This is a genomic window from Labrys sp. HAY1-8F (genome assembly GCF_056754975.1).
In genome coordinates this window covers 5,302,652-5,315,852 of the sequence record NZ_JBPGWZ010000002.1, presented here as the reverse complement: position 1 = coordinate 5,315,852, position 13,201 = coordinate 5,302,652, and the positions used below count along the sequence as shown (strand labels likewise).

The following is a 13,201-nucleotide window of genomic DNA, read 5'->3' as shown; positions in this document are numbered from 1 at the left end:
GCGCCGCCCTAGATCTTCACCCCCTCGGTGATCAACCCGCGCGTGATGCTGCCTGTGGTAGGCAGCAGCGGAATGAGGCAGGCCTGGAGAGCGTGGTAGATGTCGACCTTGCCGTAGAACGGGCCGGTGTTGGGCTTGAGGTCGTCGCCGAGCTGGGGGAACCAGCCACCATTTACCTTGTCGATGAAGCGGGCGGCGCTGAAGTTCCAGATAGTACGGTACCATTCTTCGTAGAAACCGTCGCCATCAGTGGCGTTGAGGAAAGCCGCCGCGCCGATACCCTCGCAGCAGGGCCACCAATAGCGATCGCGAATGCGCGCCGCGCCGGTCCAGTCGAGCGTATAGTAGAAGCCGCCCTTCTCGTGGTCCCAGCCGTCCTTGACGGCCTGGCGGAACAGGTTGGTGGCGGCATCGGGCAGCCAGGTCAGCTTGCGCCCGCCCAGTTCCCAGAGCTGCAGCAAAAGGCGGGCCCATTCCAGCCAGTGCCCTGGCGTGGTGCCGTAGGGACGGAAGACCGGGCTGCCGGAATAGTCCTTGTTGAGTTGCCAATCCTGGCTGAAATGCTCGGGCAGATGCCAGCCATTCTCGGCGGCGTGGCGCCGCACGATCAGGTCGGCGATGCGCTCGGCCTTATTGAGATAGGTGTTGTCGCCGGTTGCCTCGAAGGCTGCCATCAGGGCTTCGGTCAGGTGCATGTTCGAGTTCTGGCCGCGATAATTGTCGAAGGGCTGCCAGTCCCGCGTGAACTCCTCCGCGGTGGCGCCGGGGCCTGCCTCCCAGAAATGCTCATCCAGTATGGTGGAGATGTCTGCCAGCAGCCGGTCGGCGTCGGGGTGTCCGGCGACCTTGGCGCTGGAGGCTGCGAGCAGCACGAAGGCATGGCCATAGGCCTGCTTGGTATCATCGGTCGGCCCTTCATAGCCGACGCCCCAGAAATAGCCGCCCTTGTCCTTGTCGCGATGGCCGTTCCAGATGAAGTCCATGCCGTGATCGATCATCACGTCGGCGCCGGGGCGCCCCATCAGATGGGCGATGGCAAAGCAATGCACCATGCGCGTGGTCGCATGGATCTGGCGAGTCGGCCGGCTGCCGGGCGGCTGTCCCGGCGAGAACGGCTTGCAGGCCATGTCGAGGTCGTAAAAGCCACCGAGGGGATTGAGACTGTTCTGTTCGAATACGGAGAACAGCGTATCCGCCTGCTGCAAGAGCCAGGCTCGGTGGCTTGATAACGTCACCCATTTCGGCGTGGCAGAAGCGGAAGCGGCGGACGTCATCTGAAGTCTCCTCGATACGGCATGGATTGGGGCGTCGAGCCCGCCCCTGCTTAGAACAGCTCGGACGCCCGCGCCACTGATTGGTATGAAGAAACAGCGGCGATGTGGTTGACCCACGCACGTGCGTGCCTATGCTGGAGCGGCCATGATGACGCAAACATTTAACGTCGCCACCGTCTTCTTCCTCGTCGGCTAGCGGCTGACCGAAGACTGGACGCCGGTCCGCTCCGCCGGACCTGTCGCCGTGAACCACACGGCTGTCGCCGTTCGCCCCTGTCGGCAGAACGGCGCGATGATTGAGATTGTCATGCCCAAACACCCGGAAGGATGCGCGCTCGATGCTGCGCAGATCGAACGATTCATCGAAGACGGCTTCGTCCGGATCGACGGGGCCTTTTCCCGCGAACTGGCAGACGAGGCCCGCGCCATCATATGGCGGGACATCCCCTGCGATCCCGACGATCCCGCCACCTGGACGAGCCCCGTGATCCGGCTCGGCGGCTATGGCGGCGGCCCGTTCCAGGAGGCAGCCAATACGTCCGTCCTCAGATCCGCCTTCGACCAGCTCGTCGGCAGCGGGCGCTGGTATCCGCGCGACGGGCTCGGCAGTTTCCCGGTGCGCTTTCCCCATCCGGACGATCCGGGTGACGCCGGCTGGCATGTCGACCTCTCCTTTCCAGGCGAGGACTGCGATCCCAATGAGCGCACCGACTTCTCGGCCTGGCGCGTGAACATCACCTCGCGCGGGCGGGCTCTACTCATGCTGTTCCTGTTCTCCGATATCGGGCCCGAGGATGCACCGACCCGCATCCGTGTCGGCTCGCATCTGGACATGGCTCGTTATCTCGCACCGGCAGGCGAGACCGGCCGCTCGCACATGGATCTGGAACAGATGGGCGCCCGGCGGCAGCAGACGCTGGCCACGGGTGAGGCCGGCACGGTCTATCTCTGCCATCCGTTCCTGGTACACGCTGCCCAGAAACATCGGGGCTCGGCGCCGCGCTTTCTGGCCCAACCTCCCCTGATGCCAAAGGAGCCTTTCCGGCTGCAGCGCGAGGACGGCGACTATTCACCCGTGGAGATTGCCATCCAGCGCGCCCTCTTGGAGCGTGTGCAAACCTGACGACGGCCGCTCTCTCCGGCCGGCGACCGGAGAGAGCGGGGATGTCGCCCGCCGTTCTTCAGGAGGACATCATGGTCCAAGCCCTACGCCTGGCCACCACCGCCGACCTTCCGGCCATCGAACATATCGTCAAGGCGGCATACACGCCCTATATCGCACGCATCGGTCGCAAGCCCGGACCGATGCTCGATGATTATGCCGCGCTGGTGCGCGCAGGGCGTGTGCGCGTGAGCCCTCTCGACGGCAATGTCCTGGGCATCCTCGTCCTGATCCCCCAAGAGGATGTGATGCTTCTGGACAATATCGCCGTCGCTCCCGCAGCGCAGGGCCGAGGATTGGGCCGCCGCCTGCTCCAGGCTGCCGAAAACCTCGCCCGCGAAGCGGCCTATCGGCGGATCAGGCTCTACACCAATGAGGCGATGACGGAGAATATCGCGCTCTACGCCCGTAGCGGCTATGTCGAAACCCATCGCGTCGAGGAAAAGGGCTTGCGCAGGGTCTATATGGAGAAAGATCTGGCCTGATGCGGGCGGCCCCTCCTTCAGCCTGCGTCGACGCTTTCCAGCCTGGCCTCGAGAGCAGCGATTTCCGACGGGGTGAAAACTTCCAGGCCTTCCGCCCGCAGGAGTGCGGCCGTGACGCCGGCACCGGCATGTTTTCGCCCGGCGAACGCGCCGTCGTAAATATAGGCACTGCCGCAGGACGGGCTACCGTCGATCAAGAGCGCGAAGCGACAGCCCTCCGCCCGCGCCAAGGCCAGAGCGCTCCGCGCCCCATCGAGATAGAGCGCGGTCACATCGGCACCGTTACTGTCGACCACGCGCGCGGTGCCCGCCAAGACATCGCGGCCCGACAGCCCCTCGGCGATCTCGGCCGGCGGCCGGGGCACGCTGAACCCTCCGGCAAGCTCGGGGCAGACGACGACGAGGCGTCCTTCGTCGCGCCAGCGCGCGAGGGCTAGATGATCCAGCGTCTTCGCCGCCCCGTCATAGCGTACCGGTCGCCCTACGAGACAGGCGCTCACCAGGATCTTGGCCGTCATCGCCACTCCGCATCGTTCCTGCGTATCGTCGCTGTGATAGGGCCATGCACACGCCGCCACAACCTTGAGCTCGCGTTCGATCCGGCTGCGGGCTCTCAGATCGTTCACGTTCCCCAGCCCTTAGGATGTCCGAACGCCACGGCCTACAAACAGGCGCTACCGAGTATTGCCGCAGCCAAACGGCACCGCTTTGGTACCTCTCTGGTATCAGTCCAGTCATACTCTGGTTCTATTCTCGGAAGCCCATAATGGGATTCGAGGATGTGACCAGGCCTCAAATATCACGAATTGTCTTAGGATTTCCACATATCGCCGGAGTTCATGTCAGACAATTTTCGACCATTCAAGCAATTAATCGATTTATCCGATGACGGCATCGTGCATGGCACTTTTTTGCATTGCCGAGTGTAGCCAGCTTTGTTACGGGATGGCGCAAGCTTGTGATGAAGTTATGGAGCTGCAGACGCTTTATTTGCCAGGAGATGCTTAACTTTAGCATTCAAGTGCAGATTTCGATTGCGAAAACTTAACGTCATGCAAGTAAATGCCAGCCGGAGGAGGAAGACAGGCGCTCCCTCCTCCGGCTTTTCTTTGCTTGCTGCCCCGGCGCCCTATCACCCCAGCGGGCAAGCAGCCTTTTCAGCTCCCTGTTAAACCGGACCGACAAGACATCTTGGCGCAGTCTCTCAGGCGGCGCCCTGCCGGCGGTTGAAGGGTAAGGCTTCGATACCCGCAAAGCGTGCCTTGGGTCCCAGGGCCTCCTCGATGCGCAGGGCTTCGTTCCATTTCGCCATACGTTCGGAGCGAGCGAAGGATCCGACCTTGAGCTGGCCGGCGTGCCAGCCAATGGCGAGGTGTACGATGGCCACATCCTCGGTCTCGCCGGAGCGTGCCGACACGATCGTGCCAAAACCGGCACGCCGTCCCGCCTCGCAGGCAGCCCTCGCCTCGCTGACCGTGCCGGCCTGGTTGACCTTCACCAGCACGGCATTGACGGTTTGGTTCCTCACCGCCTCTTCGACCAACCCGGCATTGGTAACCAGGAAATCATCGCCGATCACCTGAATGCGATGACCCACGGCCGCGGTAAAGCGTGCAAGCCCCTCGGCATCATCCTCGGCAAAGGGATCTTCGATCGAAAGAATGGGATAGCGCTCACACCAGCCGAGGAGATAATCCGCCATGCCGTCCCGATCGAGCTCGCGCCCTTCCAGGCCGAGCCGATAGCGCCCGCCGCGGCCAAATTCGGAGGCGGCGACATCGAGCGAGATCACCACCTCGTCGCCCGGCGTGAAACCGGCGCGCTCGATGGCCAGGACCAGGGTATCAAGCGCCTCTTCATTGGAGCTGAAGGCCGGCCACCAGCCTCCTTCATCCGCGACGCCCTGCAGCAGGCCGCGCTCGGCCATGATCCTGCCGGCCGCAAGATAGACCTCGGCCGTGGTTTCGAGCGCCTCGGCGAAGCTCGCCGCCTTCGGCGCCATCACCATGAAATCCTGGATGTCGGTGCGGCGGCCGGCATGGGCCCCTCCGCCGAAGATCTGGATTTCCGGCAGGGGAAGCGTGACCGCCTCCTCCCCTGCCAGATATCGCCATAGCGGCAAGCCCCGGCTGGCGGCGGCTGCGTGCAGCACGGCGAGCGAGACGGCGACGGTGGCATTGCCGCCGAGTCTTTGCTTGGTCGGCGTGCCGTCCAGCGCGATCAGCGCCTCGTCCAACCCCGCCTGGTCGAACGGGTCGCGGCCGATCAGTAGCGGCGCGATCTCCCCGCGCACGCTGGCAAGTGCCCCTTGGACATCGAGGCCCCCCAGCTTTTCGCCGCCATCGCGGCGCTCGAGCGCCTCGCGGCTGCCGCGGGACGCACCGGCTGGCGCGATCCCCCTCGCGATCGTGCCGTCGCTGAGCTCGACTTCGGCTTCGATGGTGGGGCGACCACGGGAGTCCCAGATACGGCGAGCAGCAAGTCTACGGATGGCTATATCGATCATTGGCGGGTCCAGGCATTGGCGATGGCGATCAGGTCTTCAAGGGGATCGGCGATCAGAGGCCTGGCGAAGCGGCGCACTGCTTTCCGTTCCTCCTCCAACGTCAGATATTCGACGGGCGACTTGCCATCCACGCGCGCCAGAAACAGCACAGGCAGCAGGGCGGCGGCCCTGGCCTCGAAAGCGGCGCGGTCCTCCCAGTCGATCCTGGCGAAATAAGCGTTGACCAAAGCCTCGAAGGCATCACGATAGGCCGCGCGGGGCACGCCCTGCCGAGCCCCCTTCAACATGAGATGATTGAGGCAGAAGGCGAGATCGAAAGCCGGATCGCCAAAGCAAGCACATTCGGCATCGAGGAAAACGGGGCCCGTCTGCCCGCACAGGATGTTCTTCGGGCTGACATCGCCATGGATCAGAGCCTTCCTGGTGGCGAGCGTGCGGGCGGCGACGGCCTCAATCTTGGCCGACAGATCGGGATGGGCGCGGGCTGTGGCGACGAGATAGGGCTCGATGCGGATCGGCCCGAAGGTCGCGTCATTGGCAAAGCGCACCGCAAGCCCGGCTTCCTGCGCGCTGGCGGCATGAATGAGGCCGAGATCGGCGCCGACGCGCCCCGCAAATGCCGTATCGATCTGCTGGTCCAGCAACTGCGCCTTCCAGACCGGATTAAGCTCGGGGGACAAAAAGGCCATGGCAAACAGGCCAAGTTGCTCGTCCTCGCCAAGCAAAGTGGGCACACCGTCGGGCAACCAACGGCCGACCTGGCGGATCCAGGCCGCCTCCGCCGCATTGCGGTTCGTCGGCGCCTCCCAGACGGCTGCCACCTTGAGGCGAGCCAGCGCCCGCTTGACGCAAAAGCGCCGGTTCGAGGTTTCGACCAGGTGGATGTCGGAGGAAACCCCGCCCGTCAACGCTGTAAAGCGCGCCGTCTCTTTCTGCCCGAGCAGCCCCATCCGGCGCAACGCAGCGGGGAGCGTCAGCGAGGAGTCATCGGATTGGTGATCGGATTGCGCCATCGGATCCTCATCAGGCCGCAGGACGAAGGCCGTCGAGCACGGCCCGGATGAGCGTCCGCCATTCTTCCCCATTCGCCCCCGCTGCAATGGACAGCGCCGCCCTGTCATAGACAGCCGACAGGAGCAGCGCCGCCTCTTCGACGGGCACAGGCCGCAACCGCCCCCTTGCGATAGCGGCGGCGACGCCTTCGCGCAACGTGCGTCCGCCATGGGCGGCATCGATGGCATCCACCGTCTCACGGCCCAGCACGGCCGGCGCCTCGATCAGCAAGAGCCGGGTACGTCCGGGTTCGGACATGGCGACCAGAAAAGCCTCGCCGCCAGCGATCAGTGCCTCCATCGCGCCGGGTTCTTCCGGTGCCGCCCGTTCGATCTCGTCGGCCAGCGCAGCATTCTCTGCCTCGACGACAGCCCGGAACAGCGCCTGCTTGTCGGCGAAATGATGATAGAGCGCACCACGGGTCACCCCCGCTTCCGCTACCAATTCGGGCGTTCCCGTATCGGCGTAGCCCTTGGACACGAACAGGCGCCGTGCAGCCGCGATCAAGGCCGCTCGGGTTCTCAGCGTCCGATCCTGATTGGAGCGTCGGCTATCTTCTTGCATACATACAGCCTGTATGTTACTGAAAAACATTCAGACTGTATGTTTAAAAGGGAGACGCAGGAATGTCCATGAAGATCACCAGCTATTATCCCGTGATCATGACAAGGCAGGTAGCCACCACGGCGGCCTTCTATGTCGAGCATCTGGGCTTCCAGATCCTGTTCGAAGCCGATTGGTATGTGCATCTGCAGTCGGTGGCAGATGCGAACGTCAATCTCGCCGTGCTCGACGGCGATCACCATACCATTCCCGAACGGGCGCGCGGTGGGCAGGTCGGCGGTCTCCTGCTCAATTTCGAGGTCGACAACGTCGACGCCGAATATGCGAGGCTCAAGCAGGCGGGTTTGCCGATCCTGCTGGAATTGCGTGACGAGGCATTCGGGCAACGCCATTTCATCACGGCCGATCCCAATGGCGTACTGATCGACGTGATCAAGCCCATCCCTCCTACGCAGGAATTCGCCGGCAATTATGCCATCGACGCGGCATCGCCGTGAAACCCAGCTCGGAAGGACATTCAAATGGGTGCCCTCGTGCGCCAAGGAGAATGCCCGATCCGTGCCCGACAATGGTCACATGGATTCAATAGGCTTGCGGGATAAACCTCCTTCATGCCGCAATGCGCGCCATGACAGGTGAACACAGGAGTTCTTGATGTCCGATCTTATTGTCGTCGGGTTTGATTCCATCGATGAGGCAGACAAGGTTCTGCTCAAGCTGGACGCGCTCAAGAAGGAATATCTGGTCGATCTCGAAGATGCGGTGGTGGTCACCCGCAATACCGAGGGCAAGGTTCATCTCAAGCAGAGCATCAACCTGACCGGCATCGGCGCAAGTTCGGGCCTGCTCTCCGGGGCGCTGTGGGGCGGGCTTGTCGGCCTGCTCTTCCTCAATCCGCTGGCCGGCTTCGCCATCGGCGGCGCCGTCGGCGCGGGCGTCGGCGCCCTCTCCGGCTCCTTGGCTGATTACGGCATCGACGACGACTTCATCAAGTCGCTCGGCCAGACCATTCCCAACAATTCATCGGCCCTGTTCGTGTTGGTCCGCAAGGTCCAGCCCGAGAAGGTTCTGGCCGAATTCAGCGGCCTCAAGGGGCGGGTGATCAAGACCTCGCTGTCGCCGGAACAGGAGCAGAAGCTGCAGGAGGCCCTGTCGGCAGCGCCCGCTACGACCAACGGCTAAGTTCTTTGCTCACATGCAGCGGCCAACCCAGCGGCACGCCGCTGCATGTCCTCGCCTGGGTTCTGCGCCCGGAAGCGGAATGCCTCAACGCCCGGTCTCTTCGAGCGAGGCGAAATCGCTTTGTGTCATCTGGTAGCGTCTCCAGATCGCACCTTGATCATCGCGCACGCCGGCGTCGCTCAGGCCCAGCTTCTGCGCGACGCGCAGCGAAGCGGTATTGCGGGGAGCGATCTCCGCCATGATCCTGTCAGCCTTCAGCGTGGTAAAGGCGTGTCGAATCACCGGCATCGCCGCCTCGGTCGCATATCCCCTGCCCCAGGCCTCCCGCACCAGCCGCCAGCCGATCTCGATCTCGGGCCCGATGCCGTCCGCCGGAATGAGCAGGATCCAGCCCAGAAAACGATTGGGCTGATGCTTTTCGACAACAGTCCCATAGCCCAGTCCCGGTCCGTAATCGGCCTGCATGCGCCGCCTGACGAAGGCTTCGTGCTGTTCCGGATCGTGCCACGGGCCAGGAATATGCTTCGTGACTTCCACATCGCGATCCATGACGAGACAGGCCTCGAAGTCGACCATGGTACGCGGCCGGACCAGCAGGCGCTGCGTTTCGAAACTCGGCAGCACGGCATCCCTCCTTCAACCCGGTGCGATCGGCAGGTGCCGTAGCCCCCCGCAATACGGGAGCGAACAACACACCTCATCCATGCAAATTTGCATCGCGATCCGCAAGGTTTCCAGTCCATGCCGGGTGTGGCGACAATTCCAGCAAAAGGAAAACTTTGCACTGGTTTGAAAGATTTTGATCGTATATGAGTGTCATTGAAATGAATGCGACTCGCCGCAGCGAGGAAGCGGCGGCATTCATCGCCAGTCCAAGGAGCCTATGCGATGGCCTATCCCCAAACCCGTCTCGACCAGAAACTGCGCAATATCCGAGCGGGCAACTACAAGCGATCCGATTTCATCATCGCCGATGCCAAGGATGGCGACATGGGCTCCGGCCTTGCCGCGACCGGCTTTGCCCGCAGCGATGATGGCGGCCAGGGCCGTGTACGCACGCGCGCCGAATTTCTCGATCAGATCCAGACCATCGTCGAACAGGATATCGTCGACATCATGCTGGTGTCGGCCTCCAATCTCGAACTGCTGCACGAGCGCGGCGTCTTCCGCAATTCGGCGGTGAAACCCTCCATTCGCGCCAATGACACCACCGATTGCTGGGGTGGCGTGCGTCACCAGGCCTATACCAAGCATCCCTCCCGCCATTTCCGGACCGCCAACCTTTCGCGCGTCATGTACGGCACCAACGAGCCTGCGATCGGTGCACCCGTGATCGGCACCGATCTCGGCCTTTATTCGGTGACCTTCCTCAACGACATCGATCACGATTACGAGGCGCTCGATGCCTTCGCTGCTTTCCGCGAAGAGGCCGCCGACAACAATTTCAAGTACTTCTTCGAAGTCTTCAATCCGAATGTCGATTGCGGCCTCGATCGGGCCCAGATCGGCGAATACATCAATGACAGCATCCTGCGCTGCCTGGCCGGCGTAACCAAGGCGGACCGGCCGCAATTCCTCAAGATCGTCTATAACGGTCCCAAGGCGCTGGAGGAATTGGCGAGCTTCGATCCCGATCTGGTGGTCGGCGTGCTCGGCGGCGGCGCCGGCACCACCCGCGACACCTTCGAGCTGCTGCACCAGGCCGAAAAATATGGCGGTCGTGTCGCTCTATTCGGCCGCAAGATCAACCTGGCTGAGGATCCGCTCGCGCTGCTGGGGTTGATGCGTCAGGTCGCCGACGGCACCGTCGCTCCGGACGAGGCGGTCAAGGCCTATCATGGCGAACTTGCCAAGAATGGCCTCAAGGCCAAGCGCAGCCTGGACGATGATCTGGCGATCACCGAGGATGTGCTCAAGCCGGCGACCCTGAAGAAGGTCGCCTGACCGAAACGGTCCCAGCCCTTTGGCTGGAGCAAGGCTGCTCTAGCCAATCCATTGGACTGGCTGAAAACATGGAGCTCGGGCAAACAGGCGTTCAGTCATGAACAGACCTTGCTCCAGGCAAGGCGGGTCGCTGTGATCCGCCTTTTGTCCATCTGGGAAAGAGCGCACTTTAATGGCAGAATCTGCAAGATTGTGCGTAAGTCTGGGCACTATCGTCTGACTGCGTCGAGGCGGCCCGTACCTGTCGCGGTCCTTTCGATGGTCAGTCCGCCCCAAGGAGTCCGCTTTATATGGAAGCCCCCACCAAACGCGTCGAGATCATCCCCGCCAAAAGGCGGGCGCTCATCTTGGAGCATCTGCGCATCAATGGGGCCGCCTCCATCCAGGAACTGGCCGACTCGATCGGCGGTTCGCAGTCGACCATTCGCCGCGACCTCGAACATCTGATGGAAGGCGGCTATCTCGAACGCACCCACGGCGGCGCCCTGCTCGTGCCGCCGCTGCAGGCGACCTTCGAACGTGAATCGCAGATCAATGCGCATATGCAACGCGCCCAGAAGATCGCCATCGGCGTCGAAGCGGCCTTGCGCATCAACAACCGCGAGAGCGTGATCTTCGAAGCCAGTTCCACCGTGATGGAGGTAGTGCGGGCGGCCGCCCTGCGCGACCTTTCCCTCACCGTCGTCACCAATAGCCTGGAGATTGCCCAGGTGAGTTCCGACGTGCCGAGCTGGCGCGTGATCATGCCCGGCGGCACCATCCGGCCGGGCGGCTGGCGCTCGCTCTGGGGCGAGCCGGGCGAGAGCTTTTTCAACACCGTGCATGCCGATGTCTGCGTCACCGGCGCCTATGCCGTAAGCGGCAATGTCCTCACCGATGCCGCCCTCGAGGTCGCTTCGCTCAAGCGCAAGATGATCCAGTCCTCCCGGCGCACCATCGTGGTGGTCGACAGTTCAAAATTCTCGGCGCCTTCGTTCTCGACCTTCTGCGAGCTTTCCGCCATCGACGAATTGATCACCGATGACGGCATCAGGCCCGAACATCTGGAAGCGCTTCATAGCTACGGCACCAAGGTCACCGTGGTGCCAATGAAGGGGACGGCGCCGCGATAGACTGGCTTCGTCAGCGCACCTGGTGCCTCATCATAAGACTGTCCGGTGCCTTGCGCCTACGCCGCGCTACGCGCAGCGGCAAGCGCCTCGCCGGTCTCGTCCAGCGCCGCCTTGAGCTTGGCAAGCAGCCAGCTCGCCGCAGGACCGAGGGCCGTATCCGTGCGCCGGATGCTCTGCAGGGGATAGAGATTGCGATCCCAACCCGTCATGGCGAGACGAACGAGCCGGCCCGCGGCGATGTCGTCATTCACCATGTCCTCGGGCATGCTGCCCCAGCCGATGCCGGAGCGGAGCAGCATGAATTTGGCGCCGAGATCGGCGATGCGCCACGTCTTCGAGCTGAGTACGCCGAATTCCTGCCCTTCGGTGAATTTGGAGCGGTCCGTCAGCACGAGTTGTACATGCTCCTGCGCCCGGACATCGGCCTCCTCGCTATCGAGGCTGGCCAGAGGATGGGAAGGAGCAGCCACGGGGATCAGGCGGATCGAGCCGATGCCCCGCCTCTCGATGCCGATGATGTCGCGCGACAGGGGCCCGCCCACGCCGAGATCGGCGATGCCGTCGAGCACATGCTGGGTGACGGCGCCGAGCGCCTCGACATGCAGGCGCAGTGACACGGTGGGAAATTCCGCCTGGAAGGCGTTCAGTACCCGCACCAGGGCGCAGGGCGGCAGCATGACGTCGACCGTCAGCGTGACTTCCGCCTCCAACCCCGAGGTCAGGCCCTTGGCCTTGGCGATCAGGCTGCCCACGCCCCGCGCCACCACGCGCGCTTCGGCCAGCATGGCCTTGCCCGCCTCGGTCAATTGGGGTTTGCGGGTGGAATCGCGATCGAAAAGCTCCAGACCGAGCTGGGCTTCCAGATTGGCGATGGTGTAGCTGACCACCGAGGTTGCACGCCCGAGCTGGCGGGCCGCGCCGGCGAAGCTACCGGCCTCGACGATGGCAAGGAAGACCTGAAGCTGGTCAAGCGTGGGGCGCGGATCAGACATATCAATTTTCTCGAACCTAATTGTCTATATTATCCAGATTTTCTTGAACATCAATCTCTGAGATAACAGCGCCAAGTTCAGATGAGGTGCTCGCCATGTTCATCACCAGCCTGTTGGATTGCCTGTTCGGACGCAAAGCCGGTCTCTTCGCTCCAGTCAAGGAGCAGGTCCTGCCACCGCCGAAGATCCATATCGTGTCCCTTGCCCCCTCGGGTGCCACGGATGCGCTGGCCAGGGCGCTGGAAACCGCGCACTTCACCGACACCAAAGCCTGAGCGGCCAATTCCGCTCCCCTCCTCCAAAGACAAGAGATAATCCCATGTCCTCAGACGTTCGTTACACCCCGCTCCTTGGCCGCGTGCTGATCGCCGCCATCTTCCTTCTCAGCGGCTTCGGCAAACTCACGGCCCCTGCCGCCACCGCCGGCTACATCGCCACCGTTGGCCTGCCGCTGCCCTATCTCGGCGTGGCTATCGCCATCGTGGTCGAGCTCATCGGCGGCCTGCTGCTGATCGTCGGCTACCAGACCCGCCTCGTCGCCCTCATCATGGCGGCGTTCTCGGTCGCCGCCGCCGCATTCTTCCACAACAATCTGGGCGACATGAACCAGTTCATCCACTTCTTCAAGAACATCGCCATGGCTGGCGGCCTGCTGCAGGTCGTCGCCTTCGGTGCCGGCAGTCTCAGCGTCGACGCCGTCCTCAACAACCGGAAAACCGTTGCGACCGCCTGAGGAGGAAGGCCGGGCCAGCCCGGCCTTGCGTCGCCAACTGCCAGACGGATCGAAGCGATCCGTCTGGCCTTTTGGCAAAATCGACCAGCCCTCCGATGCAAGCGCTACGACATCTCAACTTTTTCGGATCTAACCATCGAGATTATCGTGATTTCCACGGCGTCTCTTTCGAGACATGGAAAGCTGCGATAGAA

General features: G+C 62.9%; 15 protein-coding genes. 8 read left to right on the top strand and 7 right to left on the bottom strand.

What is annotated here, in order from left to right:
* Nucleotides 1–8 precede the first annotated feature (8 nt).
* Nucleotides 9–1,274 (bottom strand): AGE family epimerase/isomerase, encoded by a 1,266-nt coding sequence (locus tag ACR9ZN_RS33705; RefSeq protein ID WP_481274271.1) that lies wholly within the window; start codon nucleotides 1,272–1,274, stop codon nucleotides 9–11.
* Between the two features lie 307 nt (nucleotides 1,275–1,581).
* On the opposite strand from ACR9ZN_RS33705, the gene ACR9ZN_RS33700 reads away from it, so the two are divergent.
* Nucleotides 1,582–2,397, top strand: a complete 816-nt coding sequence (locus ACR9ZN_RS33700; protein WP_481274270.1) for a phytanoyl-CoA dioxygenase family protein — start codon at nucleotides 1,582–1,584, stop codon at nucleotides 2,395–2,397.
* A gap of 71 nt (nucleotides 2,398–2,468) precedes the next feature.
* The gene (locus tag ACR9ZN_RS33695; RefSeq protein WP_481274269.1) at nucleotides 2,469–2,921 is read left to right on the top strand and encodes a GNAT family N-acetyltransferase; all 453 of its coding nucleotides are present in this window, start codon (nucleotides 2,469–2,471) and stop codon (nucleotides 2,919–2,921) included.
* A gap of 17 nt (nucleotides 2,922–2,938) precedes the next feature.
* Here ACR9ZN_RS33695 and ACR9ZN_RS33690 read toward each other — a convergent pair whose 3' ends face one another.
* The 4 genes from ACR9ZN_RS33690 to ACR9ZN_RS33675 all read right to left on the bottom strand — a co-directional run bounded on the left by ACR9ZN_RS33690 (nucleotide 2,939) and on the right by ACR9ZN_RS33675 (nucleotide 7,044).
* Complete coding sequence (locus ACR9ZN_RS33690; RefSeq protein WP_481274420.1) at nucleotides 2,939–3,439, bottom strand: 2-thiouracil desulfurase family protein; 501 nt, start codon at nucleotides 3,437–3,439, stop codon at nucleotides 2,939–2,941.
* A 686-nt stretch (nucleotides 3,440–4,125) separates the two neighbouring features.
* Nucleotides 4,126–5,427, bottom strand: coding sequence for a phosphopyruvate hydratase (eno, locus tag ACR9ZN_RS33685; RefSeq protein WP_481274268.1), 1,302 nt, complete (start codon nucleotides 5,425–5,427; stop codon nucleotides 4,126–4,128).
* Complete coding sequence (locus ACR9ZN_RS33680) at nucleotides 5,424–6,440, bottom strand: phosphotransferase family protein (protein ID WP_454813559.1); 1,017 nt, start codon at nucleotides 6,438–6,440, stop codon at nucleotides 5,424–5,426. Before ACR9ZN_RS33680 ends, eno begins: the two co-directional genes overlap by 4 nt.
* Nucleotides 6,441–6,450: 10 nt before the next feature.
* Complete coding sequence (locus ACR9ZN_RS33675) at nucleotides 6,451–7,044, bottom strand: TetR/AcrR family transcriptional regulator (RefSeq protein WP_481274267.1); 594 nt, start codon at nucleotides 7,042–7,044, stop codon at nucleotides 6,451–6,453.
* Nucleotides 7,045–7,112: 68 nt separating this feature from the next.
* Between ACR9ZN_RS33675 and ACR9ZN_RS33670 the strand changes: the two genes are divergently transcribed.
* Together ACR9ZN_RS33670 and ACR9ZN_RS33665 are read left to right on the top strand one after the other, a co-directional pair.
* Entirely contained in the window at nucleotides 7,113–7,541 is a 429-nt protein-coding gene (locus ACR9ZN_RS33670; RefSeq protein WP_481274419.1) for a VOC family protein, read from the top strand.
* A 157-nt stretch (nucleotides 7,542–7,698) separates the two neighbouring features.
* A complete protein-coding gene (locus tag ACR9ZN_RS33665; protein WP_481274266.1) occupies nucleotides 7,699–8,226 on the top strand; it encodes a DUF1269 domain-containing protein in 528 nt (175 codons plus the stop codon).
* Between the two features lie 84 nt (nucleotides 8,227–8,310).
* Here ACR9ZN_RS33665 and ACR9ZN_RS33660 read toward each other — a convergent pair whose 3' ends face one another.
* Nucleotides 8,311–8,850: a GNAT family N-acetyltransferase gene (locus ACR9ZN_RS33660; protein ID WP_441772573.1), complete on the bottom strand. Its 540-nt coding sequence runs from the start codon at nucleotides 8,848–8,850 to the stop codon at nucleotides 8,311–8,313.
* A 264-nt stretch (nucleotides 8,851–9,114) separates the two neighbouring features.
* On the opposite strand from ACR9ZN_RS33660, the gene ACR9ZN_RS33655 reads away from it, so the two are divergent.
* Together ACR9ZN_RS33655 and ACR9ZN_RS33650 are read left to right on the top strand one after the other, a co-directional pair.
* Nucleotides 9,115–10,170: a hypothetical protein gene (locus ACR9ZN_RS33655; protein ID WP_481274265.1), complete on the top strand. Its 1,056-nt coding sequence runs from the start codon at nucleotides 9,115–9,117 to the stop codon at nucleotides 10,168–10,170.
* A gap of 290 nt (nucleotides 10,171–10,460) precedes the next feature.
* Nucleotides 10,461–11,282: a DeoR/GlpR family DNA-binding transcription regulator gene (locus ACR9ZN_RS33650; RefSeq protein WP_454813556.1), complete on the top strand. Its 822-nt coding sequence runs from the start codon at nucleotides 10,461–10,463 to the stop codon at nucleotides 11,280–11,282.
* A gap of 56 nt (nucleotides 11,283–11,338) precedes the next feature.
* Here ACR9ZN_RS33650 and ACR9ZN_RS33645 read toward each other — a convergent pair whose 3' ends face one another.
* Entirely contained in the window at nucleotides 11,339–12,274 is a 936-nt protein-coding gene (locus ACR9ZN_RS33645; RefSeq protein WP_481274264.1) for a LysR family transcriptional regulator, read from the bottom strand.
* Nucleotides 12,275–12,369: 95 nt separating this feature from the next.
* Between ACR9ZN_RS33645 and ACR9ZN_RS33640 the strand changes: the two genes are divergently transcribed.
* The gene (locus ACR9ZN_RS33640) at nucleotides 12,370–12,549 is read left to right on the top strand and encodes a hypothetical protein (RefSeq protein WP_481274263.1); all 180 of its coding nucleotides are present in this window, start codon (nucleotides 12,370–12,372) and stop codon (nucleotides 12,547–12,549) included.
* 44 nt (nucleotides 12,550–12,593) lie between these two features.
* A complete protein-coding gene (locus ACR9ZN_RS33635; RefSeq protein ID WP_441772575.1) occupies nucleotides 12,594–13,007 on the top strand; it encodes a DoxX family protein in 414 nt (137 codons plus the stop codon).
* Nucleotides 13,008–13,201 lie beyond the last annotated feature (194 nt).

Excerpts from the sequence above, each read along its gene's own strand:
- ACR9ZN_RS33705 (WP_481274271.1), bottom strand. The coding sequence starts at position 1,274 with ATGACGTCCGCCGCTTCCGCTTCTGCCACGCCGAAATGGGTGACGTTA.
- ACR9ZN_RS33700 (WP_481274270.1), top strand. The coding sequence starts at position 1,582 with ATGCCCAAACACCCGGAAGGATGCGCGCTCGATGCTGCGCAGATCGAA.
- ACR9ZN_RS33695 (WP_481274269.1), top strand. The coding sequence starts at position 2,469 with ATGGTCCAAGCCCTACGCCTGGCCACCACCGCCGACCTTCCGGCCATC.
- ACR9ZN_RS33690 (WP_481274420.1), bottom strand. The coding sequence starts at position 3,439 with ATGACGGCCAAGATCCTGGTGAGCGCCTGTCTCGTAGGGCGACCGGTA.
- eno (WP_481274268.1), bottom strand. The coding sequence starts at position 5,427 with ATGATCGATATAGCCATCCGTAGACTTGCTGCTCGCCGTATCTGGGAC.
- ACR9ZN_RS33680 (WP_454813559.1), bottom strand. The coding sequence starts at position 6,440 with ATGGCGCAATCCGATCACCAATCCGATGACTCCTCGCTGACGCTCCCC.
- ACR9ZN_RS33675 (WP_481274267.1), bottom strand. The coding sequence starts at position 7,044 with ATGCAAGAAGATAGCCGACGCTCCAATCAGGATCGGACGCTGAGAACC.
- ACR9ZN_RS33670 (WP_481274419.1), top strand. The coding sequence starts at position 7,113 with ATGAAGATCACCAGCTATTATCCCGTGATCATGACAAGGCAGGTAGCC.
- ACR9ZN_RS33665 (WP_481274266.1), top strand. The coding sequence starts at position 7,699 with ATGTCCGATCTTATTGTCGTCGGGTTTGATTCCATCGATGAGGCAGAC.
- ACR9ZN_RS33655 (WP_481274265.1), top strand. The coding sequence starts at position 9,115 with ATGGCCTATCCCCAAACCCGTCTCGACCAGAAACTGCGCAATATCCGA.
- ACR9ZN_RS33650 (WP_454813556.1), top strand. The coding sequence starts at position 10,461 with ATGGAAGCCCCCACCAAACGCGTCGAGATCATCCCCGCCAAAAGGCGG.
- ACR9ZN_RS33645 (WP_481274264.1), bottom strand. The coding sequence starts at position 12,274 with ATGTCTGATCCGCGCCCCACGCTTGACCAGCTTCAGGTCTTCCTTGCC.
- ACR9ZN_RS33640 (WP_481274263.1), top strand. The coding sequence starts at position 12,370 with ATGTTCATCACCAGCCTGTTGGATTGCCTGTTCGGACGCAAAGCCGGT.
- ACR9ZN_RS33635 (WP_441772575.1), top strand. The coding sequence starts at position 12,594 with ATGTCCTCAGACGTTCGTTACACCCCGCTCCTTGGCCGCGTGCTGATC.